The sequence below is a fragment of the Microbacterium rhizomatis genome (assembly GCF_008710745.1).
Classification (GTDB): Bacteria; Actinomycetota; Actinomycetes; order Actinomycetales; family Microbacteriaceae; genus Microbacterium; species Microbacterium rhizomatis.
This window is the reverse complement of the sequence record NZ_VYSA01000003.1, coordinates 1-24101: the sequence shown is the minus strand read 5'-3', so window position 1 is coordinate 24101 and position 24101 is coordinate 1. Positions and strand designations below refer to the sequence as shown.

At 67.4% G+C, this 24101-nt stretch carries 22 protein-coding genes and 1 pseudogene; 13 read left to right on the top strand and 10 right to left on the bottom strand.

What is annotated here, in order from left to right; translation table 11 throughout:
* Window positions 1-58 precede the first annotated feature (58 nt).
* The 4 genes from F6B43_RS14070 to dnaA form a co-directional block, all read right to left on the bottom strand.
* The gene (locus tag F6B43_RS14070) at window positions 59-577 is read right to left on the bottom strand and encodes a DciA family protein (protein ID WP_150449630.1); all 519 of its coding nucleotides are present in this window, start codon (window positions 575-577) and stop codon (window positions 59-61) included.
* Window positions 570-1727, bottom strand: a complete 1158-nt coding sequence (recF, locus tag F6B43_RS14065; RefSeq protein WP_150449629.1) for a DNA replication/repair protein RecF — start codon at window positions 1725-1727, stop codon at window positions 570-572. Before recF ends, F6B43_RS14070 begins: the two co-directional genes overlap by 8 nt.
* Window positions 1728-1764: 37 nt before the next feature.
* Complete coding sequence (gene dnaN / locus F6B43_RS14060) at window positions 1765-2916, bottom strand: DNA polymerase III subunit beta (protein WP_150449628.1); 1152 nt, start codon at window positions 2914-2916, stop codon at window positions 1765-1767.
* Between the two features lie 472 nt (window positions 2917-3388).
* A complete protein-coding gene (gene dnaA, locus F6B43_RS14055) occupies window positions 3389-4810 on the bottom strand; it encodes a chromosomal replication initiator protein DnaA (protein WP_150449627.1) in 1422 nt (473 codons plus the stop codon).
* Between the two features lie 318 nt (window positions 4811-5128).
* Between dnaA and rpmH the strand changes: the two genes are divergently transcribed.
* The 10 genes and pseudogenes from rpmH (at window position 5129) to F6B43_RS14005 (ending at window position 12783) form a co-directional block, all read left to right on the top strand.
* On the top strand, window positions 5129-5266 hold the full coding sequence (rpmH, locus tag F6B43_RS14050; RefSeq protein WP_150449626.1) for a 50S ribosomal protein L34: 138 nt from the start codon (window positions 5129-5131) through the stop codon (window positions 5264-5266).
* 9 nt (window positions 5267-5275) lie between these two features.
* Entirely contained in the window at window positions 5276-5611 is a 336-nt protein-coding gene (gene rnpA / locus F6B43_RS14045; RefSeq protein WP_150449625.1) for a ribonuclease P protein component, read from the top strand.
* Window positions 5608-5964 carry a membrane protein insertion efficiency factor YidD gene (gene yidD, locus F6B43_RS14040; RefSeq protein ID WP_246159972.1) on the top strand — a complete coding sequence of 119 codons (357 nt, stop codon included), beginning with the start codon at window positions 5608-5610 and terminating at the stop codon, window positions 5962-5964. The genes rnpA and yidD overlap by 4 nt, the downstream gene beginning before the upstream one ends.
* 3 nt (window positions 5965-5967) lie before the next feature.
* Window positions 5968-7005 (top strand): annotated as a pseudogene (yidC, locus tag F6B43_RS14035) (membrane protein insertase YidC); the annotation flags it as partial.
* Between the two features lie 224 nt (window positions 7006-7229).
* Window positions 7230-7748 carry a Jag family protein gene (locus F6B43_RS14030; protein WP_150449623.1) on the top strand — a complete coding sequence of 173 codons (519 nt, stop codon included), beginning with the start codon at window positions 7230-7232 and terminating at the stop codon, window positions 7746-7748.
* A gap of 19 nt (window positions 7749-7767) precedes the next feature.
* Window positions 7768-8391 (top strand): 16S rRNA (guanine(527)-N(7))-methyltransferase RsmG, encoded by a 624-nt coding sequence (gene rsmG / locus F6B43_RS14025; protein WP_150449622.1) that lies wholly within the window; start codon window positions 7768-7770, stop codon window positions 8389-8391.
* A gap of 1253 nt (window positions 8392-9644) precedes the next feature.
* Window positions 9645-10616 carry a ParA family protein gene (locus tag F6B43_RS14020; RefSeq protein WP_150449621.1) on the top strand — a complete coding sequence of 324 codons (972 nt, stop codon included), beginning with the start codon at window positions 9645-9647 and terminating at the stop codon, window positions 10614-10616.
* Window positions 10616-11602 (top strand): ParB/RepB/Spo0J family partition protein, encoded by a 987-nt coding sequence (locus tag F6B43_RS14015; RefSeq protein WP_150449620.1) that lies wholly within the window; start codon window positions 10616-10618, stop codon window positions 11600-11602. The genes F6B43_RS14020 and F6B43_RS14015 overlap by 1 nt, the downstream gene beginning before the upstream one ends.
* 80 nt (window positions 11603-11682) lie before the next feature.
* Window positions 11683-12369 carry a DJ-1/PfpI family protein gene (locus F6B43_RS14010; RefSeq protein ID WP_150449619.1) on the top strand — a complete coding sequence of 229 codons (687 nt, stop codon included), beginning with the start codon at window positions 11683-11685 and terminating at the stop codon, window positions 12367-12369.
* Window positions 12370-12423: 54 nt separating this feature from the next.
* Window positions 12424-12783, top strand: coding sequence for a nuclear transport factor 2 family protein (locus tag F6B43_RS14005; protein ID WP_170285671.1), 360 nt, complete (start codon window positions 12424-12426; stop codon window positions 12781-12783).
* A 37-nt stretch (window positions 12784-12820) separates the two neighbouring features.
* Here the strand turns inward: F6B43_RS14005 and F6B43_RS14000 are convergent, their stop codons facing one another.
* Window positions 12821-14131 (bottom strand): RNA polymerase sigma factor, encoded by a 1311-nt coding sequence (locus F6B43_RS14000; RefSeq protein WP_150449617.1) that lies wholly within the window; start codon window positions 14129-14131, stop codon window positions 12821-12823.
* A 59-nt stretch (window positions 14132-14190) separates the two neighbouring features.
* Between F6B43_RS14000 and F6B43_RS13995 the strand changes: the two genes are divergently transcribed.
* Window positions 14191-14538, top strand: coding sequence for a tryptophan synthase subunit alpha (locus F6B43_RS13995; protein ID WP_150449616.1), 348 nt, complete (start codon window positions 14191-14193; stop codon window positions 14536-14538).
* Between the two features lie 17 nt (window positions 14539-14555).
* On the opposite strand, the gene F6B43_RS13990 is transcribed toward F6B43_RS13995, so the two are convergent.
* The 5 genes from F6B43_RS13990 to F6B43_RS19625 form a co-directional block, all read right to left on the bottom strand.
* Window positions 14556-14963, bottom strand: coding sequence for a YciI family protein (locus F6B43_RS13990; RefSeq protein WP_343030101.1), 408 nt, complete (start codon window positions 14961-14963; stop codon window positions 14556-14558).
* Window positions 14964-15157: 194 nt separating this feature from the next.
* Window positions 15158-15481 (bottom strand): thioredoxin, encoded by a 324-nt coding sequence (gene trxA / locus F6B43_RS13985; protein WP_150449614.1) that lies wholly within the window; start codon window positions 15479-15481, stop codon window positions 15158-15160.
* Window positions 15482-15562: 81 nt separating this feature from the next.
* Entirely contained in the window at window positions 15563-16549 is a 987-nt protein-coding gene (gene trxB, locus F6B43_RS13980) for a thioredoxin-disulfide reductase (RefSeq protein ID WP_150449613.1), read from the bottom strand.
* Window positions 16550-16709: 160 nt separating this feature from the next.
* Window positions 16710-18311, bottom strand: coding sequence for a murein biosynthesis integral membrane protein MurJ (gene murJ, locus F6B43_RS13975; protein ID WP_150449612.1), 1602 nt, complete (start codon window positions 18309-18311; stop codon window positions 16710-16712).
* Window positions 18308-20557, bottom strand: a complete 2250-nt coding sequence (locus tag F6B43_RS19625; protein ID WP_170285670.1) for a DUF6049 family protein — start codon at window positions 20555-20557, stop codon at window positions 18308-18310. The genes murJ and F6B43_RS19625 overlap by 4 nt, the downstream gene beginning before the upstream one ends.
* Before the next feature lie 147 nt (window positions 20558-20704).
* Between F6B43_RS19625 and F6B43_RS13965 the strand changes: the two genes are divergently transcribed.
* Together F6B43_RS13965 and F6B43_RS13960 are read left to right on the top strand one after the other, a co-directional pair.
* The gene (locus F6B43_RS13965; protein WP_246159971.1) at window positions 20705-22258 is read left to right on the top strand and encodes a N5-glutamine methyltransferase family protein; all 1554 of its coding nucleotides are present in this window, start codon (window positions 20705-20707) and stop codon (window positions 22256-22258) included.
* Between the two features lie 170 nt (window positions 22259-22428).
* Window positions 22429-23874, top strand: coding sequence for a CCA tRNA nucleotidyltransferase (locus F6B43_RS13960; RefSeq protein ID WP_150449610.1), 1446 nt, complete (start codon window positions 22429-22431; stop codon window positions 23872-23874).
* The last annotated feature ends 227 nt before the right edge of the window (window positions 23875-24101 follow it).

Genomic DNA, 24101 nt, shown 5'->3' with positions numbered 1-24101 from the left:
CGGGGTTTATACGCCCCTGTGGAGCGATGAACTGCACGGGGTGTCCCCAAACCGTGGCTCAGCCGTAGGTGTCGCGCGGGCCGCGCCCTGGAATGGCTCTGGGACCCCATTTCCAAGAGGGAACGTCCGGCCCAATGAAGCGGATGCTGTCGACCCCCGCATCCGGGAAGCGCCGGATGACCTCCGAAAGGATGTGCGCACGCATGAGCTGGAGCTGTTTCGCCCATGCGGTGGAATCAGCCTGCACGGTCAGCAGACCGTCGGTCAGGGCCACCGGACGGGTGTGGCCGGCCGTGTCCGCACCGGCGACATCGGCCCACTGGCGCACGAGGTCTTCGCGGGCGAGCTGAGAATCCCAGCCCGCGCTGCGCGTGAGATCCGACAGCACGTCGCCCACGCCGTGCGGATCGCGCCCCGGTGTGAACGGCGCATTCTCATCGTCGCCACGGACACGACGCTTGCGACGGCTCGCCCGGGCCGAGGGCTTGAGACCCCGCAGCCGGAGGTAGGTGGCGAGTGTCTCGGGGACATCGGGTTCGCCGGCGCCTGCTTCGCCGGGGGCGGCGGGATCAGGCATCCGATTCCTCGACGATTCTTCCGCCCTCGACACGCACGATGCGCGCGCGCAGCCCGGGCGGAACGTCCTGCTCGACCGCAGCAGTGACGATGACCTGTTCGTACCCGCCGGCGAGCTCGCCGAGCCGGGCCCGCCGATCCGTGTCCAGTTCGGCGAACACATCGTCGAGGATGAGCACCGGGTCGCCCAGCTGAGACTCCGCGCGCAGTAGTTCGGCGGACGCGAGCCGCAGGCTCAGCGCCATCGACCACGATTCGCCGTGCGACGCGTACCCCTTCACCGGCAGACCGCGCACCCGCAGCACGAGGTCGTCGCGGTGCGGACCCACGAGCGTGAGACCACGATCGATCTCGGCGGGGCGCTTCGCCGCGAGTGCAGCACGGAACAGGTCGCCGATCGAGGTCGCAGTCCCATCCGGCGCGGGAGCTGCGGCATCTTCTTCAGGATCGCCGCCGCGAACCGAGAGCGCCCAGTCCAGCCGGGGCTCGTGATCCGCTCCTGCGATGGCGGTGTAGGCGTCGGCCAGGGGCGCGGCCAGGTCGGCCGCGAGACCCAGGCGCGCCTCGATCAGCTCGGTACCGAGTGAGACGAGCTTCTCGTCCCACACATCGAGAGTCGAAAGGGCATCACCGCGGATGCCTCTCGCCTTCGCCGACTTCAGGAGCGCGGTGCGTTGACGGAGCACCCGGTCGTAGTCGGCGAGAACACCCGACATGCGGGGCGCGCGCTGCACGAGCAGCTGATCAGCGAAGCGGCGACGCGCGGACGGGTCGCCGCGCACGATCTGGAGATCTTCCGGCGCGAAGAGCACCACCTGCGCGTAGCGCGGCAGTTCAGCGGTCTTCACCGCCGAACCGTTGACTCGCGCGCGATTCGAACCCTGTCTGTTCAGCTGCAGCTCGAGCTGCACACGCCGTTCGCCGTGTGCAAGTCGAGCGCGCACGATCGCGGCGTCGGCACCGTCGCGGACCATCGGCGCGTCGGACGACACGCGGTGTGACCCGAGCGTGGCGAAGTAGGCGATCGCCTCAGCGAGGTTGGTCTTGCCCTGGCCGTTTCGCCCGACGAAGACATTCGGCCCGGGTACCAGTGCGACATCGGCGACCGCATAGTTGCGGAAGTCGACGAGGCTCAGGTGCTCCACGATCACTGGTTCAGGCTAGTCGGGGATTCCGACGCCGCCCGCGCTAGCGCAGGAGGAGGTTCGGCTGCAGCAGGTACTTGAACGAGTCCGAGCCTGCCTTGTCGACCGACGTCTGCGCGGTCACGAGCACGGGGCTGAGCTTGTTCGCGTTCTCGCTCGACGTGAACGTGATCCGCGCGAACTCGCTGCGAACAGCCGCGAGTGACTCGAGCAGATACTGCGGGTTGAGGCCGAGCGTCACGTCTTCGCCGACCAGGTGGGCATCGACGGACTCCGATGCCCGCGCCTGCTCGGTGCCCGAGGCATCCATCGACACGCTGTCGGTCGTGAACGTGAACCGGAGGGGAGCCGAGCGATCGAGAACGAGTGACACGCGCCGCACGGCTTCGGTCAGCTCGGCCGTGTTGACGACCGCGTGGTGGTCGGTCGCCTCGGGGAACAAGCGTCGCACCGGCGGGAAGTTGCCCTTGATCAGCAGCGAGGTGACCGTCTTGTTGCCCGCCGTGAAGGCGATGATCTCGCGGTCGCCGGCACCCGAGAAAGCGATCGAGATGTCGCCACCGTGGGCGAAGGTCTTGCCCACCTCCTGGAGTGTGCGTGCCGGCACGAGAGCGGTGGTGGATTCTTCGGATGCTGTCGCTCCGCCGTCCCACGGAATCTCACGCAGCGCGACGCGGTAGCGGTCGGTCGCCACGAGGCTCAGCTGCGTGCCGCTCACTTCGAGTTGTACACCGGTCAGGACCGGGGTCACGTCGTCGCGAGACGCCGCGAAGGCGACCTGGGCGATCGCCGTCGCGAAATCTTCACCCGGGACGAGACCCGAGTCACCCGTCACCTCGGGGATCGCGGGGTACTCCTGCACCGGCATCGACGAGAGCGTGAAGCGTGCCGACCCACAGGTGAGCACGATCCCGCCGTCGTCATCGACCTCGATCTGGATCGGGGCGTTCGGCAGGCGGCTGGCGATCTCGGACAGTAGCCGTCCGTGCACGAGGATCGTGCCGGGTTCGTCGACCGTGGCTTCGATCGTGGTCCGTGCGGAGGCCTCGTAGTCGAAGGCTGCGAGCGAGAGCCCCGCATCGGATGCTTCGATCAGCACGCCCGCCAGGATCGGCTGCGGATTGCGCTGCGGCAGAAGCTTGACGACGAACGACACTGCTTCGCTGAACACATCGCGATTGACGTGGAACCTCACTGGCGCTCCTTCGAGCTTCGAGTCTGGGTTCCCATGCTAGTGCCCGCCGCGCTGCACACCAGATCCGGGACTTTCGCCGTCAAGGTGATCGATCGGAGTTCAATTGAGTAGTTATCTGTCATCTTCTTAACGCCTGTGGAAACTGTGGACAACTCGAGCGATGCTTGTCGAGAGCGGGGAACTACAACGGTGTGAGATGTGCACGGCCTGCGGAACCGACATCCCATCGTCCGTGGACGTCGTGCACTCGCGGCGAATCCATCCACAGGTGAGTCGGCGCCACGCACACGGTTTCCGCAACTTAGAAAAGTTATCCACAGGTTTTCCACACTGTGCAGAACCGGAATAATGGCCCCGCTGCGGCCCTCGTGTCAAGGACTGATTGCGGCATATTCCATCGGCGGGCGTGTCGGAACACGCTGACGCGCTCGGAGGAGCGATCAACGCCGACAGATGCGGATCGGAACGCCTCTCAGCGGCCGACGCGGCCGAGCTGCGTCGTGATCTCGGTGACCTGGTTGTAGATCGACCGACGCTCTTTCATCAGGTCGCTGATCTTCTTGTAGGCGTACATGACCGTCGTGTGATCGCGGTTGCCGAAGAGGTGCCCGATCTTCGGCAAGGAGAGGCTGGTTCGTTCGCGGCACAGATACATGGCGATCTGACGCGCCGTGGCTACGGACTGCGATCGGCTCGAGCCGTAGAGGTCATCGACGGACAGCTTGAAGTACTGCGCTGTGGCGGTGATGATGTCCGTCGGCGAGATGACGTTCGCGTCGTCCTGGTCGATGATGTCGCGGAGCACGGTCTGCGCGAGCGACATGTCGAGCGTCGAACGGTTCAAGCTGGCGAATGCCGAGACACGGATCAACGCGCCCTCGAGCTCGCGGATGTTGGACGAGACCTTCGTGGCGATGTACTCCAGCACCTCGTCGGGGATCTGCAGCCGCTCGCTCTGCGCCTTCTTGCGGAGGATCGCGATGCGCGTTTCGAGATCGGGCGCCTGCACATCGGTGATCAGGCCCCACTCGAATCGGCTGCGCATGCGATCTTCGAAGCCCGTGAGGTGCTTGGGGGGCACATCGCTGGTGATGACGACCTGCTTGTCATGATCGTGCAGCGTGTTGAACGTGTGGAAGAAGGCTTCCTGTGTCTCGGCACGACCCTGCAGGAACTGGATGTCGTCGATCAGGAGGATGTCGACGTCGCGGTACCGCGCCTGGAATGCGGAGCCGCGGTTGTTCGCGATCGAGTTGATGAAGTCGTTCGTGAACTCTTCGCTCGAGACGTAGCGGACACGGATGCCGGAGTACAGGCTCATCGCGTAGTCGCCGATGGCGTGCAGCAGGTGTGTCTTGCCGAGCCCCGAATCGCCGTAGATGAACAGCGGGTTATATGCCTTGGCGGGGGCCTCTGCCACGGCGACTGCCGCAGCATGTGCGAAGCGGTTGGACTGCCCGATGACGAAGTTGTCGAACGTGTACTTCGGGTTCAGTCGCGTGTCACTTCGCGAGACGGATGCTGCGGCATCCGCCGCCTCTTCCGTCTGCGGTCTGATCGGTGCAGTCGGGGCGACCGACTGCGCGGGCGCCGGTGCGGAGAAGGCGTGGGAGTTCTCGGTCAGCTCCGGATTGACGACCACGCGGAACGACGCGGCTTCCGGTTCCGCATCCACTCGTGAAAGCGCCTCGAGGATGGGCGCGCGCATGCGCTTGTTGATCTGAGCGGCCGTCAGGTCGTTCGGCACATCCAGATAGAGCGTGCCGCTCATGACGCCCTGCGGCACAGCGAGGTTCAGAAAGCCCTGGAGCTGCGGGGTGATCCTGTCATCGCCGGCGAGTTCGCCGAGCACGGCCGACCAGATGGGAACATCTGGAATATCGTGCGGTGACATGACCCCCCCGGGGTTATCTTGTTGCGTCCGCGGCTCCGACGGAGAAACGCACGTCGGCCTGTGGATAACTTGCCGGAGCCACGCTAGTCAGAGGGCGTCGCTTGAGCAAACTCCACTGTAGGGGCCGCCCGCGTGTCTTTGCCATGCCCGTGACAGAGAATGGGGATAATGCGGCGCTCGGGTGCCGGTTTGAGTATTTCCGCGATCCGACGTAGCCTAAATCGGTTGACTTATGCCTTCGCGGCAGTCCCTGCATCCCTTCGTCCCGGTCGAGCGTCGCAACGATACCGGTGACACCCTGATCCGGAAGTGATCTTCATGAGCAAGCGCACCTACCAGCCCAACAACCGCCGTCGCGCGAAGAAGCACGGTTTCCGTGCCCGTATGCACACGCGCGCCGGTCGCGCCATCCTCTCGGCTCGCCGCGCCAAGGGGCGCACCGAGCTCTCGGCCTGACCCGCAGCGGTGCTCTCACGGCCGAACCGACTCACCCGAGGGGCGGAGTACAAGGCCGTCGTCCGTCGGGGGCAGCGGTGTGCCGGTGCCCACACGGTGACGTACGTCGTCACCTCGGGTGAAGTCCGAGCATCTCGTTTCGGCTTCATCGTCAGCAAGCAGGTCGGGAACGCGGTCGTACGAAACACGATCCGCCGCCGTCTGAAGGCCGTGTGCTTCGAGGCCCTTCCGTCTGTTCGCCCCGGCAGCGAGATCGTGATCCGCGCACTTCCGACCGCCGCGACCGCCGCGTACGGCGATCTTCGCGACGAAGTGGCTCGATGTCTCGCACGGAGAGCCGCATGAGTTCGGCGACCTTGCCCACGTCGGCCACCGGTGACGGACGCCTCGCGGCATCCGCGCTCTGGCTATCGGTGCCTCTCGTTCCACGCAACGTCGCGTTGAGCCTGCTCCATGGTTACCGTGCGACGATCTCTCATGCCTATGGCGACGTTTGCAAGTACTACCCGTCCTGTTCCGCTTACGCCGTGGGCGCCGTGCAGCAGCACGGTGCACTGAAAGGCTCGCTCATGGCCGCGGCTCGCATCGCTCGTTGCCACCCGTGGGCAGCCGGCGGGATCGACGACGTGCCCCCGCACAAGAACTTCTCGTACGACCTGACCCCCCACGGTTTCGTCGTACCCCTTGGAAAGGACTGATCCGTGCCGGATCTGCTTGGAACCATCCTGTGGCCACTCAAATGGGTGGTCGAGCTCGTGCTCGTCGCATGGCACGCGGTCTTCACCTTCATCGGGTTGCCTGCGGCCGCGGGTATCACGTGGGTGTTGGCGATCATCGGGCTGGTGGTCGTCGTCCGGGCGGCGCTGATCCCCCTCTTCGTCAAGCAGATCAAGAGTCAGCGCAAGATGATGGAAATTGCGCCTGAACTGCGGAAAGTTCAAGAGAAGTACAAGGGCAAGAAGGATCAGCTCTCTCGCGAAGCCATGAGCCGAGAGACGATGGCGCTCTATAAGAAGAACGGCACCTCCCCCGTTTCAGGGTGTCTTCCCCTGCTCGTGCAGATGCCGGTGTTCTTCTCGCTGTACAGCACACTGAGTTCGATCAAGGCCAACGCCGAGGCCGGCCGCGGTGGTGTCGGTCCGCTGACCCCTGAGCTCACGATGGAGTTCTACAACGCCAAACTCTTCGGGGTCGCCTCCCTCCACGACACGCTCGTGGGCGCTTGGCAGACTCAGCCCGAGGGATGGCAGGTCACCGTCACGATCCTCGTGGTGCTGGTCGTCCTGATGATCGCATCGCAGTTCCTCACGCAGCTGCAGATCATCTCGAAGAACCTCTCCCCCGAGGCGAAGACCGGCCAGGCGTACCAGATGCAGCGCATCATGCTCTACATCCTTCCTTTCGCGTTCGTCTTCTCGGGCGTGTTCTTCCCGCTGGGTGTCGTCATCTACTGGTTCACCTCCAACGTGTGGACGATGGTGCAGCAGTTCCTCGTCATCCGTAATCTCCCGACGCCCGGCTCGGAAGCAGCGAAGTTGCGCGAGGAGCGATTGGCCCGCCGAGGTAAGGCGATCGATTCGAGCGGCAAGATCATCTCGATGGAGAAGTATCAGGCCGAGCAGCAGCGTCTACTCGACGAGGCGGAGAAGGCCAAGGCTGCCGCGCCGAAGCGACAGCAACCTGTGGGCAAGCAGCGCGCGAAGAAGCAGCTCCCCCCGGCAAAGCCGCAGGACACGACGAAGCCGCCCGCGCAGTCGGGGCCGAAGACCGCGAACCAATCCGGTCCGAACTCCGGCAATCAGCCCAGCGCGAAGCCGGCCGGCCAGCCCGCGGCGAAAGCCGGCGGTCAGCCTGCCTCGAAGGTGAAGAACCAGTCGCAGGCTCGCTCTGAATCTTCACGACCCGGTGATGCCGCGACCGGCAAGCCTGCGACCTCCTGATACCCCTTCCACCGAGGACAGCCATGACCAGTACGTCTGAGAACGCGTCGATCGACACCATTCCGGAGCGAGCGACAGCCACCGTAGAGCAGTTGGAGCAAGAGGGCGACGTCGCCGCCGACTACATCGAGGAACTGCTCGACATCGCTGACATCGACGGGGATCTTGCTATCGACGTGCGTGGCGGGCGGGCGTATCTCTCCGTCGAGGGTGAGGATGCAACATCCCTCTCATTGCTCGCAGATCCCGACACCGTGCAGGCGCTGCAAGAACTGACACGAATCGCCGTGCAGACCAAGACAGGACGGTTCTCGAGGCTCATCCTCGATGTCGCGGGGTCGCGAGACACGCGGCAACGCGAGCTCGAGGCGCTCGTGTCGCGCGCAATAGAGCGTCTGGACGACGGGGCGACTCAGGCTTCGCTGCCGGCGATGTCGAGCTACGAACGCAAGCTCATCCACGACATCGTCGCTGATCGCGGTCTGGTCTCTGAGTCGTATGGCGAGGGCGCTGACCGTCACACCGTGATTCGCCGCGGTTGATGTTTCACGTGAAACGGTGATGGCTTCCCTTGAGACAGAGCCACCGGCAGCCGCTGCGATCTTCGGAGACCGGATCGACGTCGCGCGACGCTTCACAATGGCGCTCGCTGAGCATGGTGAAGAACGGGGCCTGATCGGCCCGCTCGAACCAGCGCGGTTGTGGAGTCGTCACGTACTCAACAGCGCCATCGTCGGTCCCCTCTTCTCCGGTCGGGTGGGAGATGTCGGTTCCGGAGCGGGACTACCCGGACTTGTGCTGGCGATCGTCTGCCCTGATGTGCAGTGGGTTCTCATCGAGCCGATGGAGCGACGCATCGCGTGGTTGAACGAGCAGGTCGATGAGTTGAAACTCGACAACGTAGAGGTCGTTCGAGCTCGCGCTGAGGACTGGAAGCCGGATGCTCCGCTCGACGCGGTGACGGCTCGGGCGGTCAGCGCACTGCGAACCTTGATTCCTCTGACCGCTCCCCTCGTGCGCGATGGTGGCGAGCTGATCCTCATGAAGGGCGCAAGCGTCGAGAGTGAAGTCGCCGCGGCGAGCAAGCAGATCCGCAAATACGGTCTGAGCGACGTGCGCGTCGAGGTCGTCGGTGAAGGCCTCGTTGACGAAGCGACCCGCGTGTTCCGGGCGACCGTTCGCTGACGATCCGCGTGTTGCCGGCCCATGGTCTCGGTATGGCGCCGCGCGCCCGCTCAACCCCCAGGCGGCGGGGCGCGTAGCGAGATTTAGCGCGTATCGAGCTCCGGGGTGTTTCACGTGAAACACTGCGGGAGCGTCATGAGCGTGGAGTTTCGGTACGGCGCCGCGCGCCGAATCGACCAAGGTGCGACGGTGATCGAGGACCGGGCTTCGGGCGTATCGAGATCACGAGCCCTCCCCAGGTGGGGGTTGGAGGACCGTTCTGCACAGATGTGATTTCGGCGGCGCGGGCATCGGGTGACGTACTCGATGCTGGGGTGATGCCGTTCATGTACATCCGGACCTGTGCCGACGGATCGCTCTATGTCGGCAGGAGGTGGGATCTCGATCGCCCTGTCGCCCATCGCAATCTGCGCGCAGATTCGGAGTACACCGAACGACGGCTTCCTGTGCGACTCGGCTACTCGGAGAGGTCGCTGGCAGTCGCGGCGTGCTTCCGACAGAAGCAGGCGCTGAACGGGAGTCGAGCGAAGCGGCGCGCGCTCATCTGGGGGTACACAGAGGTATTGTCCGCGCTCAGCAGGAAGAGTCCCCGGAAGCCGATGTGCCCTTCGACGCTCCGGAGTGCCTGGTGTGATCGTCGTGGAGTCGATGCGATCGCGAGCTCGCTACTCGATCGCCATCCGCAGGGAGGCGCCGGTGAGTGTACGAGATCAACGAATGTTTCACGTGAAACGTGAGCGGGTGACTGTCTCTATACGCTCGCGAGTTCGCTACTCGACCCGCGGGTGAGGATGAGTCCGCGACTCGGCCAGCGATGGAGGGTGTTTCAGTCATCGAGCAGTGGCCCCAGCGAGCGTATCGAGATCGTGGTGTTTCACGTGAAACGGGTGGCGGTCTCGATGCGCTCGCGAGGTCGTCACTCGACCAACGGCTGCGGGCAAGTCCGAGACTGGACAGCGGGTGAGGGTCTTTCGGTGATCGAGCAGTGAAGCTTCGACGAGCGTATCGAGATCGTGGTGTTTCACGTGAAACGGGTGGCGGTCGCGAGCTCGACCACCGGGCGAAGGAGCTCGCTACTCGACCACGGGGTGAAGGAGCTCACCAATCGATCAGCGGGTGAAGGCGAGCTCGCTGCGTCCACCAGACGTCCGTGAACCGACGTCGACAACAAGTCCATGAAGGCCTCGCCTAGAGTCATGAAGGCCTCGCCTAGAGTAGGGAGGTCCCCCGAGTGAGTGAGCGGAGCGTTTCACGTGGAACATCCCGAGACCACGGGTGCAGCAGCATCCTTCTCTCTCGACGACGACACTCCCCTTGGCCGCGAGATCGCGGACCTTTCCGCCCGCCGCCGTGCGCTCGAGGCGGTTGATGTACCGCTCACCGGGCGGACGAGAGTGCTGACGGTCTCGAACCAGAAGGGTGGCGTGGGGAAGACGACGACGGCAGTGAACATCGCCGCGGCACTCGTATCGGTCGGTGCCCGGGTCCTCGTGATCGACCTGGATCCGCAGGGGAACGCGTCCACGGCGCTCGGTGTTCCGCACACAGCCGATATCCCGAGCATCTACGACGTCCTGATCGATGAGTTCCCGCTCGCTGACATCGTGCAAACGAGTCCCGAATCCCCCGACCTTCTCTGTGCGCCGAGCACGATTCACCTTGCCGGCGCAGAGATTGAGCTCGTGACGCAGGTTGCCCGTGAGTATCGGCTCCGCACGGCTCTCGACGACTATCTCGACGGCCTCGAAGACAGACTGGATTTCGTTCTCATCGACTGTCCGCCGTCGCTGGGACTCCTCACCATCAACGCCTTCGCCGCGGCACAGGAACTCCTCATCCCGATTCAGTGCGAGTACTACGCCCTCGAGGGGCTCAGCCAGCTTCTCGGCACGGTCCGGATGATCCAGAAGCACCTCAACCCGAAGCTGCGCCTGTCCACCATCCTCCTCACGATGTATGACGGCCGCACCCGTCTCGCGCAGCAGGTTGCGGAAGAAGTGCGAGGTCACTTTCCGCAGGAAGTGCTCACAACCGTCATACCGCGCTCGGTGCGCGTCTCGGAGGCACCGAGCTTCGGCCAGACGGTCATCGCCTACGATGGGCAATCGGCAGGCGCAGTGGCGTATCGCGAAGCAGCCGTCGAGATCATCCGCCGTGACAACACCGGCACCGGGAGCACATCCCCGGTGCCCGATTCCGCCGAGCGCGGTGAGGGAGAATCCTGATGGCGAAGCGAACTGGACTCGGACGCGGCATCGGTGCCCTGATCCCGACGCAGGAGCCCAACGAGGCGCGACCGGTCGACGTCTTCTTTCCCGGCGCACAGATCGGGCCCGCACAGTCCACGGGGGACGCCGAGAGCACCGTGGCAGCGCCCGCGGCTGCGGATGATCTGGTCGCGGTTCCGGGCGCTCATCTCGTACAGATCGATCCGCACGCCATCGTGCCGAATCCTCGCCAGCCACGCACGAATTTCGATGCCGATGATCTCGCCGAGCTCGTTCACAGCGTGCGCGAGTTCGGTGTGCTGCAGCCTGTCGTGGTTCGCGCGGCAGGCGACGGGACCTACGAGCTCATCATGGGGGAGCGACGCACCCGCGCGGCCCGCGAGGCGGGACTCACGTCGATTCCCGCTGTCGTACGCGATACAGCTGACGAGAACCTCCTGCGCGACGCCCTGCTCGAAAACCTTCACCGGTCGGAACTGAATCCCCTCGAAGAGGCATCCGCTTACGAGCAGCTGCTCGCCGACTTCGGCATCACCCAGGAGCAGCTGGCGACGCGGATCGGCCGCTCACGTCCGCAGATCAGCAACACCATCCGCCTCCTGAAGCTGCCGATCCCTGTGCAGCAGCGCGTTGCCGCCGGTGTACTCAGTGCCGGCCATGCCCGGGCCATCCTGTCGCTCGACAATCCGGACGCGATGCAGCGCCTGTCGGACAAGATCGTGAACGAAGATCTGTCGGTGCGCGCCGCTGAGGCCGCGGCTAAGGGAGCGGATGCTGCCGATCGGCGGTCACCCGCACCCAAGGCGGGAGCGCGTCGGGCGCACCTCGACGAGGTTGCCGAGCGGCTTGGAGATCGACTCGATACCAAGGTACGGATCAATCTCGGTGCACGAAAAGGCCAGATCAGCATAGATTTTGCCACGATTCAGGACTTGAACCGCATCCTCGCCGCGATCGGTGAGACGGAGTACGGCGCGGTCTGAGCGGACGGCGCGGGGGCTCGATACGTTCGCAGCTCGCTACTCGAGCACCGCGGGTGTCGGTCCTCGGGCACGATGGACGGATGACGTCGCCCATTCATTTCGTCTCCCTGCTGTTTCCGCGGGTCACTCAGCTCGATCTCACCGGACCCCTCGAGGTGTTCTCACGGCTGCCGGGAGCAGTCAGTCATCTGGTGTGGCACCGCATCGAACCTGTCATGACGGGGTCGGGCTTCTCGATCCTTCCCACAGTCAGCTTCGAAGACGCACCGCAGGCAGATGTCCTGATGGTTCCCGGTGGGCCTGGTGCGTTCGACGTGATGGAGGATGCCGCGGTGCTCGATTTCGTGAGGCGGCAAGCCGCAGGTGCCCGGTATGTGACGAGCGTCTGCACGGGGTCGTTCGTTCTCGGCGCGGCAGGGCTTCTCCACGGACACCGCGCGACCACCCACTGGGCATCCCACCCCATGCTCGAGATTCTGGGAGCGATCCCGGTGCATGCGCGGGTCGTTCGCGATGACGCTCTGATCACCGGAGGCGGTGTCACGAGCGGCATCGACTTCGCTCTCAGTCTGGCCGCAGAACTCTATGGCGCCGATGTGGCGCGAAGCGCTCAGCTTGCGATGGAGTACGAACCCGAACCTCCCTTCGACGCGGGGTCACCGCACGGCAGCGATGTCGACCCGGCGCAGGTGGAGGCCGGCATGGTGAGCGCGAGGATGAGCCGTGAGCCGATCGTCCGGCGTGCGGCGGCACGGCTCGGCTACTGATCGCGTCGATAGGTTCATCTCATGTGGGAACCCGCCGACCGCTTCGAAGCGATCATGGATGCCGAGATCGCGCTCCTCAGGAACGAGACCCGGCGCGACCCGACGGGGGTTGACGCATTGCTCGACACCGACTTCATCGAGATCGGGCGCTCGGGACGGCGTTGGACGCGCGACGAGATCGTCGGGGCGTTGGCGGCGGAACAAAGACGCGAAATGCCGACGACAGACGAATGGCTGTTCAACGAGATCGCACCGGGCCTGTTTCTGGTGACCTATCGGCTGGACACGCATGCGACCAGCAGCCGCCACTCGTCGATCTGGGACACGAAGAGCGGGGTGCCGAGGATTCGGTTTCATCAGGGGACGGTGATTCCGCCCGGAAGCGGTGGTCCGGCCGGATCTGCGACGGCCTGACGGGAGGCGCGGGGGTCTCGATACGCTCGCAAGCCCGCTACTCGACCACCGCGGGGTGGGGCCGCAGCGCGGCCGAGCGGCGGCGGAGCACGATCGTCTCGGCCGCGTTGCCGGGGAGTGCGGCAGCCCTGTCGAAGGCGGCGGCGGCAGCATCCGCATCTCCGCTTCGCTCGAGCAGTTCGCCACGCACCGCATGCAGCGGCCGGAAGTCACCCAGATCGCTCTCGAGCTCCCGGACGAGCACGAGGGCCGCGTCGGGCCCGTCTGCCATGGCGACGGCGACGGCGCGATTGAGGCGCACGACGGGGGAGGGCGCCAGCGAGAGCAGGCCATCGTAGAGTGCGACGATCCGCGGCCAGTCGGTGTCGTCGACGGTGGGCGCCACCGCGTGGCACTGCGCGATCGACGCCTGCAGTCCGTAGTACCCGAGTCCTCGATCGGCGGCGGCGACGCGTGCCAGAGCCGCTCGCCCCCGGCCGATCGCAGAGCGATCCCACCGGCGCCGGTCCTGCTCGGCGAGGGTCAACGGCAGTCCCTCGGCATCCACGCGAGCCGCGAATCGCGATGACTGAAATTCCATGAGCGCGATGAGTGCCTGAACCTCGGGCTCCGCGGGCATGAGAGGAGCGAGCTGCCTGGCGAGGCGCACGGCTTCGCGAGCGACATCCGGGCGGATGGGATGATCGCCCCCCGCGGCCGCGTACCCCTCGGTGAAGAGCAGGTAGATCACCTGGAGCACGCTCGCGAGCCGTTCGGGTCGCTCACTGCGGTCGGGTACCTCGAAGGGGATGTGCGCGGAGCTGAGCGTGCGCTTGGCCCGGACGATCCGCTGCTGCACCGCGGGAACGGTCATCAGGAGGACGCGGGCGATCTGCTCGGTGGTGAGCCCGGCGACAGTTCGGAGCGTGACGGCCAGACGGGCCTGCGCCGGAAGGATCGGGTGACACGCGATGAAGACCAGCCTCAACACGTCATCGTCGATGCGATCGGGGTCGCCCAGGGCCTCGACGGGGTCCTCCTGCTCCGCGAGCATCACATCGTGGGCCAGGAGCGGCTCACGCCGGCTCATACGCTCTCGGCGCCGCCAGCCGTCGATCGCCCGACGCTTGGCGACGGTGAGGAGCCACGCACCCGGATTGTCGGGGATGCCGGACCCCGGCCAATTCGCGAGAGCTTCGACAAGAGCCTCCTGGGCGAGGTCTTCCGCCCACGCGAAGTCGCCCGTGTGACGCGTGAGGGCGGCGACGATGCGCGCGGATTCGGCACGCCACACCGCCTCGACCGCGCGCTGCCCGGACCCGCGCCCGCCATCGGCCGTGCGGTGCCCGGACGCCGTGTCCTCGCTCATCCGCCCAGCGTATTCGCGAGGGAAGGTCCCGGCTCTCGTGCTCGTCGTAGGCTGGATTCATGGAGAGGCGTGATGACACCACGAGACGGCGGGCGAGCCTCGAAGTGCTTCGTGCCGAGGCATCCGATGAGCGTCAGACCCTCATCCACGAGCGGCTCCGTGAGGGCGAAGACCCGTGGGACTTCATGGAAGATCTCCCGAGCGTCGATGAGCTGGTCGTGTTCATGCTCCGCGCCGACAACATCACCGAGAACGGCGGAGCCAAGCCCAATGCCGCACGCCATTACCGTGTGCTGCGGCAGATCGCTCTCGACTACCCGCCCCTGACGCCCGCCGTGTGGCGTCTGCTCGGCGACGCCAACACGCACCGCCGCTGGGATGCGGTGGTGCGTGCGGACGCGTCCTGAGCGCGGCAGGAGAACGCTCACGCCTGGGCGGCGCGCCACTCCTGCTCCTTGACGAGCCACTCGTTGTCGGCGGGCAGATCGAAGTCGGCCATCTCGTTCACCCGGCGCACCTCCAGGAAGACACCGGGGCCCAGCGGGCACTTGCGGGCCCAGTGCTCGGCCTCTTCGCGGGTGGCGACTTCGAGCATCCAGAATCCCGTGAAGACCTCGCGGGCTTCGGCGAACGGCCCGTCGGTCACCACGGGCGGTGTCGACGAGAAGTCGACGCGGAAGCCCTCGGAGGCATCCGACAGGCCTTCCGCGGACAGCAGGATGCCCGCTCCCTGCAGTTCTTCGTTGTATGCGCCCATCGCGGCGACGATCGCGGCCATGTCGAGGTCTTTCGCGGCCTCAGCGGCCTCGGGCAGCACATTCATGATCAGCATGTAACGCATCGGAGTGGTCCTCTCGGTCGGGCGGGGCACCCATCGGCCCCTTCACCCTGTACGTCGAACGGGGTCGAGCGAGATCGACACTCCCACGGAAAAACCCCCGAGGAAATATCCTCGGGGGTTTCTCGTCGGTTCGGGGATCTCGATACGCTCGCACGCTCGCTCCCCGTTCACCGAAGCGGGATCGATCAGCCGATGAAGTCGGCGAGATCCTTCTCGAGAGCGAACTTCGGCTTGGCGCCGATGATCGTGGTCTTCACCTCGCCGCCGGAGAACACCTTCATCGCGGGGATCGAGGTGATCTGGTACTTCATCGCGAGGTCGGGGTTCTCGTCGACGTTGAGCTTGAGGATCGTGATCTTGTCGGGGTGCTCCGACTGGATCTGGTCGAGCACGGGGGCGACCATGCGACACGGCCCGCACCACTCAGCCCAGAAATCGACCAGCACAGGCCCCTCCGCCTGCAGGACGTCCTGGTCCCACGTGCTGGAATTCGTTGCCTTGGCGGTCATGTCATTCTCCTTAGATCGGAACGTTTGATATCGGGTAGAACATGCGGTGGAGGCGGATTGTTCCACCCTCACAGGAGGCGCTCAGGCGGCGTCGGCCCCGGCCAGGTTCTCGATCTGGTCGCGGCTCACCTCGGGAAAGCCGGCTTCACCCAGAGCGGCGAGGAAATGCTCGGCGTCGAGGGCCGCGACCGTTCCGCTGCCGGCGGCCGTCGCAGCCTGACGGTAGGTGGGGTCGATCACGTCGCCTGCCGCGAAGACGCCGGGCACCGAGGTGCGGGAAGAGCGGCCGTCCACCCAGATCGTGCCCTCGGGGGTGAGGTCGAGCTTGCCGTGCACGAGGTGCGTGCGCGGGTCGTTGCCGATCGCGACGAAAAGGCCGTCGAGCGCCAGTTCACGGGTCGACCCGTCGACGGTGTCTCTCAGGACGACGCCGTTCACCGCATCCTCCCCAAGGATGTCGGCCACTTCGCTGTTCCAGACGAACTCGATCTTGTCGTTCGCGAACGCGCGCTCCTGCATGATCTTCGAGGCGCGCAGCGAATCCTTGCGGTGGATGATGTAGACCTTCGATGCGAAGCGCGTGAGGAAGGTCGCCTCCTCCATCGCCGAGTCGCCGCCGCCGACGACCGCGATCGTCTTCTCGCGGAAGAAGAAGCCGTCGCAGGTGGCGCACCAGGAGACGCCGCGGCCGGAGAGGCGCTCTTCGCCTGCGAGCCCGAGCTTGCGGTACGCCGAACCCGTCGCATAGATGACAGCCGACGCCTCGTGCACGGCGCCGCTGCCGAGTGTGACGGTCTTCACGTCGCCGTCGAGATCGAGCTCCACGACGTCGTCGTAGAGGATCTCGGCGCCGAACTTCTCGGCCTGCGTCTGCATCTTCTCCATGAGCTCGGGGCCCTGGATGCCCTCGGGGAACCCGGGGAAGTTCTCGACCTCGGTCGTGTTCATGAGCTCGCCACCCGCCTCGACGGAGCTCGCGACGACGAGGGGCTCGAGGTTGGCACGCGCCGCGTAGACCGCGGCCGTGTAGCCCGCAGGACCTGATCCGATGATGATGACCTGACGCACGGCGATTCCCCTCGATGAGTGACAGACGCTTCAACACATGGTAACCGCGTGGCATTCCCGCGATCGCGGGGTCGCGAAACCCTGAACGTCGGAGCATCCACGGATTGTCGGAGGATTTGCGGCCAATCCTTCGACATGCGCCGGATTCTCCGACGAAGCGCTAGCGTCGGCCCGGGAGCCGCCGGCGCACCAGGTCGAGAGCGGGCTCGAGCTCCGGAGCGCGCAGCAGCGCGAGGAAGCCGATGTACACGAGCATGCTCACGCCGCCGACGATCATCGTCCCCACCACCGCGAGGACGGTGCTCGACACCATCCATCCCTCGATCCCGCCCAGCAGGACGAACGTGAGCCAGCCGACGCCGGCTGCCGGCAGCGCGGCGATCGCGAAACGGACGAGCGCCCGCATCCACGATCCGACGGCGATGCCGCCCAGGCGCCGGTTCAGCAACCACGTCGCCACGATCACCTGCACGATGCTCGCGAACGACTGCCCCAGGGCGATGCCGGCGGCCAGGTGCTGCGGGGGGAAGACGGCGGCGGCGATCCACGCAGAGACAACCACGAGCACGCATTGCAGCAGCGTGAAGAAGAACGGTGTACGGGTGTCGTTGTAGGCGTAGAAGGTGCGCTGCACGACGAACAGCACGGCCAGCGGCACCAGGGCCACGAGGAAGCAGAGCAGCACCTCTGCGGCGGCGGCAGCATCCGCTCGGTTGTTCGTGAAGATGCGCGAGGCGGGGATCGCTGTGACCGCGAGTGCAGCGGTGCCTCCCACGAGGAAGACACCGAGGGTGCGGATGCTGCGCGCGACGTCGCCGCGCACTTCATCGTGTCGCCCCGCGACGGCGTGCTCGCTCAGCTGGGTGAAGTACGCCGTGCCGATCGACAGCACGATGATCGAGTAGGGGAGCATGAAGATCAGCCAGGCGTTGCCCATGACCGTCTGCGCAGCGTTGCCGCCCGAGGCCGCCGAGACCACCCGGGACTGCACGAGGCCGGCGAGCTGGCCGGCGATCACCATCAGGAACGTCCAGCCCGCGAGCCGGCCGATCTGATTGAGGCCGACGCCGCGCCACCGGAAGTCGGGTCGCACGTGAATGCCGGTGCGGCGCCAGAACAGCATGAGCACGCCGGCCTGGACGACGATGCCCACGGTGGCCGTGCCGCCCAGGACCGTGACCATCTCGGGTGTCCAGCCCTCGAGGCCGGAACGGTCGCTGCCGAACAGCACGATGAAGAGCACGAACCCGGCGATCGAGACGAAGTTGTTCACGATCGGCGCCCACGTGAACGGCGTGAAGATGCGCCGCGCATTGAGCGTTTCGCCGAGCAGCGCGTAGAGCCCGTAGAAGAGGATCTGCGGCATGCACCAGTAGGCGAACGCCGTGCCGAGCGCGAGCTGGTCGGCCGTGAAGTCTGGCGCGTACAGCTGCACGAGCCACGGGGAGGCGGCCGTCGCGATCGCCGCCGTGACGATGAGGACCACGGTGCCGAGGGTGAAGAGCTTCGAGATGAACGCCCTGCCGCCGTCGGGGTCGGCGCTCACTCGGACGATCTGCGGCACGATCACCGCCGTGAGCAGGCCAGTTGAGATGATCGCGAAGATCGAGTTGGGCAGGGTGTTGGCGACGGTGAACGCGTCGGACGCCTTACCGACCGCCCCGATCGCCGCCACCAGCACGATCGTGCGGAGGAGGCCCGTCACGCGCGAGACGAGTGTGCCCGCGCCGATGATCACGCTCGCGCGCCCGAGGCTGCTCATGTGGACCCCGCACCGTCGGTGGGGGCATCCGACGCCGGTGCGGCTCCCGCGCCGCGGGCCCGCCGACGCCGCAGGATCGTGCGGACCAGGCCGAAGACGACGAGCACCCCGATGATGATGAGGAGCGCCGTGATCGCGATGCCCTCCCAATCGGCGCGGACGGTGACGTCGGCACGCTGCGATGCGCCGATCACCTCACCCGTCGGGCTGTGCAGCTGCATCGCGATGCTGACCTGGGCATTCCCGACATGGGTGGTGACCGGCACTTCGACACGTGTGTTGCTGCGGGGGCTGGCCCCGTTCACGACCGTCTGCGATTGAACGTCGATACGGAGGTCATCGCGCGAGGCATGAAGCACGACGTTCACGGGGTAGGGGAGGTCGTTGTGCACCCAGAACTGCAGGGGTGTCTGGGGGCTGAGCAGCTGAATCGTCGTGGGAGCGAGGATCCCGACGGAGTTGAGCGTCGCCGCCGTGGCCGCCTCGTTGACCGCGAGGGCGGACTGCCACGCATCCGGGGTGTCACGCCAGGCGTTGCCGAGCAGCTGGAGGGTCTCGGCGCGCTGCTGCCCGGTCAGCAGCGAAGGATCGTCCAGGATCGTCGCGAACGAGGCGACTCGTGCCTCCCTCGCCGCCAGCGTGGATGCGGCAGCCGAACGCTCTTGGTCGATCGCCGTCTCTGCGGTCTGCGCCGGCAGCGGAGTCGTGGAAGCGAGTGCGTCGAGCCCCACGGGCACGAGCCCGGGCGCCTGCGCGGCCGAGATCGCAGCCCCCAGCGCGAGCGCGGAGCGACCGGACCCACGATCGACGGTGACGAGGAGCGGGCGGCCCCCGGCATCCTTCGCGGCGAATGCCAGATAGGCCGTGGCCGTGGTCAGGGGAGCCCCGCGGAGGGCGGCGGAGTCGACGAGCGATGCTGCGTGCAGCGCGGACGACACGTCGCTGTCGTACGCCAGCACCTGAGCGCCGTCGGCCGTCGCGCGTGCGCCGGGGTTCGCGCCGGCGAGCGTCGCCGAGGGGACCAGGGTGAGCGATTGCGGCGCGCTGCCCGCCAAGGCGCTCAGGACGGCGGCGCTCGCGGTACCCCCCTCCGGCCAGTACACGTCGGAGTGCTCGTCGCCGATGTCGAGGAGCTCATCGAGCGACGGATATGCCGGACCCGAGGGGGAGGTCGATGCCGGAGTCGGTGTCTGTGAGGGCGTGGGCGACGAGGTCGGTCTCAGGGTCGGGCTGTCGCCCGCCGCGGTCACGAAGTCGGGCGCCGACATGTACGCCTGGAGTGAGACGGGGCTCTGCGGGGCGGCGAACGTCGACGCGACCTGGGCGGCGACATCCGCATCGCCGAACTGCAGGGCGAATCGCGAGTTCGGAAGGGCCTCCAGCCGACTCAGCCACGCGATCGCTCGCGTGGGCGCTGCCGTGCCGAGCGCCCTGATGGCAGCCGGGATCGCGGGGTCGACGGCGAGGATCGCCGTCGTGCCGTCGACGGCGTTGAGCTGGCTCGTGAGCGACCCGTCCGCGGCGGTCAGGTCGGTCAGCTCGTCGGCGGTGAGGAGCCCGGTGCCGATGGCGGGGGCGGTGATCGGCACCACGATCCCCACGCCGGTCGCCGTGGCCGTGGCATCGGGGACGATCATCGTGCTGGTGGATGAGACGGTTCCCGAAGAGTCCGTGTACGACGCGATCATCGGGTAGACGCCCGGAGCGCGGTTGGCCAGAGCGGCGTCGGTCGATGCGATCGAGATCGTGCGGCTCTGGGAGGACGCCGCATCGATGGCGGGCATGTCGACGTCACCGACGCCGACCATCCCGCCGGTGCCGCCGGTCGAACTCAGCCACGCGGTGAGCGCTGCGCGATCGGGCAGAGCCGTGGCCCCGAGGCTCAGCGTGATGCGGACGGACGGGAGGGTCGCCTCCGTGCCGTTCGCGATCGTCACCGTGGCCGAGAGTCCCTCGCCGGCGGTGACGACCCCGTTGCCTGAGGGCGACAGGGTCAGGTCGATCCGTCCGCTCGCCGTGGGGCTCGGTGACGGGGAGGGAGTGGCGGTGCTGCCGGCCGCGCCGACCACACCGGAGGCTGTCGCGGGGGCGGCGGCCCACACACCGGATCCGAGCACCAGGATCGTCGCCGCGATGGCACCGACGAACCGCGCCCGGCGTCTTCCTCGGCCGCTGGCACCCGACTGGTCGCGCCCGCGCGCCAACGGGCGCGACGAGGCGCGGGTGCGGGCAGGGGTGACGGTCATGTGGGCGCTCCTGTGCGATTCATGACCGCACGATCGGGTGCGATTCTACGGTCCGACCCTCCGAGCACCCCGAGCGCGCGCCGCAGGCGCCCGGCACCGGTGCTCCATCGCCCCTGCGCGTGCGGCGGAAGGGGGTTGAATGGAGGCGTGCTGCCCGAACCCGAGCCCGAACTCTGCCGACTTCTCGCCGAAGATCTGCACGCCGCGGATTTCACCGCCGGAGCGCTGCGGGAAGCATGGGGTGCGCAGGCCGACGATGCGATCCCGCGCGGGCTCCGCGGTCCGGCGTTGCGATCTCTCGATGCTCGCTCCGACGCGCTCGCCGTCCTCGGGCGCCTTTTCGTGCTGGGCGTCGCGCAGCCGGCGCGAGACGTCGCGGCAGCCGCGCCGCGTTGCGGAGTGGCCGGCATCGAGCACCTGGGCATCGCGGTGCGCGAGGGGGAGAGCATCCGTCCTCTCGTGCTGGTGCGCCCTCAGTCGTTCGTCGACGCGCAGGGGGAGGGCGAATGGTGGATCGCGAGTGACCTGGACGAAGGTGCGCTGGGGACGGCCCTCCCGGAGGAGCACGTGCTCGGCGTCGGCGGCGCTTCGCTCACCCTCGCCGGCTTGCAGCTGCCGACTCCGGCCGGATTCGGGCTGGACCTCGGATCAGGATGCGGCATCCAGGCGCTGCGCGCGCGCCGGATGGTCGATCGGGTCATCGCGACCGACATCTCGGAGCGCGCGCTGCGATTCACCCGCCTCAACGCGTTGCTCAACGGCATCGACGGGATCGAGACCCGGCTGGGGAGCCTGTTCGAGCCCGTGAGTGCACCGACCGGCATCGCCGAGACGTTCGATCGGATCGTCTCGAATCCGCCGTTCGTGATCACTCCGCGCGTGACGGGCGTGCCCGCGTACGAGTATCGCGACGCCGGCATGGTGGGCGACGATCTGGTGGCGGCGGTCATCCACGACGTGGGGGCGCATCTGACGGCGGGGGGCGTCGCGCAGCTGCTCGGCAACTGGGAGACGCTCGACGGCATCGACGGCCTGGACCGCGTACGGGGCTGGGTCGAGGCATCGCCGGTCCCGATGGACGCGTGGGTGATCGAGCGGGAGTCGCTCGACCCGCTCGCCTACGCCGAGCTGTGGGTGCGCGACGGCGGCACCGTCGCGGGGACGCCCGCGTTCGCGGCGCTCGTGGACGCCTGGCTCGAGGATTTCGCCGCGCGCGGTGTGACTCGCATCGGGTTCGGGTACGTGCTGCTGCGGCGGCCTCCATCCGGCGACGGGCCGACCCTCGCCCGCTATGAGAGGTTGACCGGCGGGCTGGCGGACGCGCCGTTGGGGGCGCACCTGGCCGCGTCGCTCGCCGCGCACGACACAGTGGTGGCCCTCGGCGACGGCCCTGCCGGAGCATCCGCTCTCGCAGAGGCAGTGCTGATCACGGCGCCCGACGTGACCGAGGCGCGCCACCATCTGCCCGGCGCGGAGCACCCGAGCGTGATCGAGCTCAGGCAGGGCGGCGGCTTCGCACGGACAGTGACCGCTGATCCGGGGCTCGCTGCCCTCGTCGGCGCGTGCGACGGCGACCTGCCCGTCGGGACGTTGATCGAGGCGATCGCGCAGCTGCTCGAGGCCGACCCCGCCGCGCTGCGCGCGGAGCTGCTGCCGAAGGTGCGCGAGCTGGTGTTCACCGGATTCCTCGGCTTCGCCTGAGCCCGGTGACGGCCTTCTGCGCTGCACAACGCAGGACCGATCCTCGTGTCGGTGTCGCGCGGCCCCGTGATTCCGCGGGTGCCGCGGTGGCGGCGGGGCGTTGATCCTGCGTTGTGCACAGGAGTGGGCGGGCAAGCTCGGGCTCCGGTGCGGATCGGTAGGCTCGGGGGGTGATCAACATGGCCGAGGGGATCGCGCGTCTGGACGCCCTGACCCGCTCGCCGGTGGTCTCGGCCCTGGGTCGAGCGTTCGCCGCCGCCGGCCACGATCTCGCGATCGTCGGCGGTCCGGTGCGTGACCTGCTTCTGGGCCGCACGACCCACGACCTCGACTTCACCACAGACGCCCGACCCGACGACATCCTCCGGATCGTGACGCCGATCAGCACCGCGCAGTGGGACATCGGCCGCGAGTTCGGCACGATCGGCGCGCGCATCCGCGACGGCGAGAGAGGCACCGCCGAGCAGGTCGAGATCACGACCTATCGCGCCGACAGCTACGACGGCACGACGCGCAAGCCCACCGTCGAATTCGGCGACACGCTCGAGGCCGACCTCGTCCGGCGCGATTTCACGATCAACGCGATGGCCCTGCGGGTGCCCGGCCGCACGCTCGTCGACCCGACCGGCGGTGTCGAGGATCTGCTGGCCCGGCGCCTGCGCACTCCGGCCGATCCGGCAGTGAGCTTCGGCGACGATCCGCTTCGGATGCTGCGGGCCGCCCGCTTCGCCTCCCAGCTCGAGTTCGAGGTCGACCCCGCGACGGTCGATGCGATGGCGACGCTGCGCGAGACGCTCGCGATCGTGAGCCCGGAGCGTATCCAGGGCGAGCTGGTGCGGCTGCTGCAGACCGACGACCCGGTGCGCGGCATCCGGCTGCTCGTCGAGACCGGACTGATGGCGCAGTTCCTGCCCGAGATCCCCGCACTGCGGCTCGAGGTCGACGAGCACCACCACCACAAGGACGTCTACGAGCACTCCCTGACCGTGCTGCGGCAGGCGATCGCGCTGGAACGTGCCCGGACGCCGGATGCTGCGCCCGACGTGACCCTTCGGCTCGCTGCCCTGCTGCACGACATCGGCAAGCCCTCCACGCGGAAGCTCGAGCACGGCGGGATCGTGACGTTCCACCACCACGACGTCCGCGGAGCGCGCATGGCGCGCAAACGCATGCGCGACCTGCGCTTCGATTCGGCGACGACGGATGCCGTCGCCCTGCTGATCGAGCTGCACCTCCGGTTCTTCGGCTATGCCGAAGGCGCCTGGACCGATTCGGCGGTGCGGCGCTACGTGCGGGACGCGGGTTCCGAACTCGACCGGCTCCACATCCTCACCAGGGCCGATGTCACCACCCGCAACCGCCGCAAGGCCGCGATGCTCTCGAGCGCGTATGACGACATCGAACGGCGGATCGCCGAACTCCGCGAGCAGGAAGAGCTCGATGCCATGCGGCCCGAGCTCGACGGCAATCGCATCCAGGAAGTGCTGGGCATTCCGCCGGGCCGCGACGTCGGTGCGGCCTACCGGTTCCTGCTGGACCTGCGGCTCGACGAGGGGCTCCTCGGGGCGGATGCTGCCGAGCAGCGCCTCCGCGAGTGGTGGGCCGCTCGGGCCTGACCCGCCCCGGCCGCCGGCACCCGGCCGCCCCGCCCGGCCGGCCGCCCGGCCGCCCGGCCGCCCGGCCGTTCGGCCATCTGCAGGGAGGTGGGCCCGTGCGCGGTCGCTCACGCGCACTTCGGCCACTTCTGTCCCATCGCTCCCTGCAGATGGCCGGCCGCGTGCCGGCCCGGCCGCCCCGGCCCGGCACCCGGACGCCGCCCGGCCACCCCCCGGCCGCCCGCCCG

What these genes read in the sequence shown, in the direction of transcription:
- rsmG (WP_150449622.1), top strand. Translation starts at nt 7,768, where the DNA reads ATGGCTTCCCTTGAGACAGAGCCACCGGCAGCCGCTGCGATCTTCGGA.
- F6B43_RS14015 (WP_150449620.1), top strand. Translation starts at nt 10,616, where the DNA reads ATGGCGAAGCGAACTGGACTCGGACGCGGCATCGGTGCCCTGATCCCG.
- F6B43_RS14010 (WP_150449619.1), top strand. Translation starts at nt 11,683, where the DNA reads ATGACGTCGCCCATTCATTTCGTCTCCCTGCTGTTTCCGCGGGTCACT.
- F6B43_RS14000 (WP_150449617.1), bottom strand. Translation starts at nt 14,131, where the DNA reads ATGAGCGAGGACACGGCGTCCGGGCACCGCACGGCCGATGGCGGGCGC.
- F6B43_RS14005 (WP_170285671.1), top strand. Translation starts at nt 12,424, where the DNA reads ATGGATGCCGAGATCGCGCTCCTCAGGAACGAGACCCGGCGCGACCCG.
- F6B43_RS19625 (WP_170285670.1), bottom strand. Translation starts at nt 20,557, where the DNA reads ATGACCGTCACCCCTGCCCGCACCCGCGCCTCGTCGCGCCCGTTGGCG.
- rpmH (WP_150449626.1), top strand. Translation starts at nt 5,129, where the DNA reads ATGAGCAAGCGCACCTACCAGCCCAACAACCGCCGTCGCGCGAAGAAG.
- F6B43_RS13990 (WP_343030101.1), bottom strand. Translation starts at nt 14,963, where the DNA reads ATGCTGATCATGAATGTGCTGCCCGAGGCCGCTGAGGCCGCGAAAGAC.
- F6B43_RS14030 (WP_150449623.1), top strand. Translation starts at nt 7,230, where the DNA reads ATGACCAGTACGTCTGAGAACGCGTCGATCGACACCATTCCGGAGCGA.
- yidD (WP_246159972.1), top strand. Translation starts at nt 5,608, where the DNA reads ATGAGTTCGGCGACCTTGCCCACGTCGGCCACCGGTGACGGACGCCTC.
- F6B43_RS13995 (WP_150449616.1), top strand. Translation starts at nt 14,191, where the DNA reads ATGGAGAGGCGTGATGACACCACGAGACGGCGGGCGAGCCTCGAAGTG.
- trxA (WP_150449614.1), bottom strand. Translation starts at nt 15,481, where the DNA reads ATGACCGCCAAGGCAACGAATTCCAGCACGTGGGACCAGGACGTCCTG.
- F6B43_RS14070 (WP_150449630.1), bottom strand. Translation starts at nt 577, where the DNA reads ATGCCTGATCCCGCCGCCCCCGGCGAAGCAGGCGCCGGCGAACCCGAT.
- dnaA (WP_150449627.1), bottom strand. Translation starts at nt 4,810, where the DNA reads ATGTCACCGCACGATATTCCAGATGTTCCCATCTGGTCGGCCGTGCTC.
- murJ (WP_150449612.1), bottom strand. Translation starts at nt 18,311, where the DNA reads ATGAGCAGCCTCGGGCGCGCGAGCGTGATCATCGGCGCGGGCACACTC.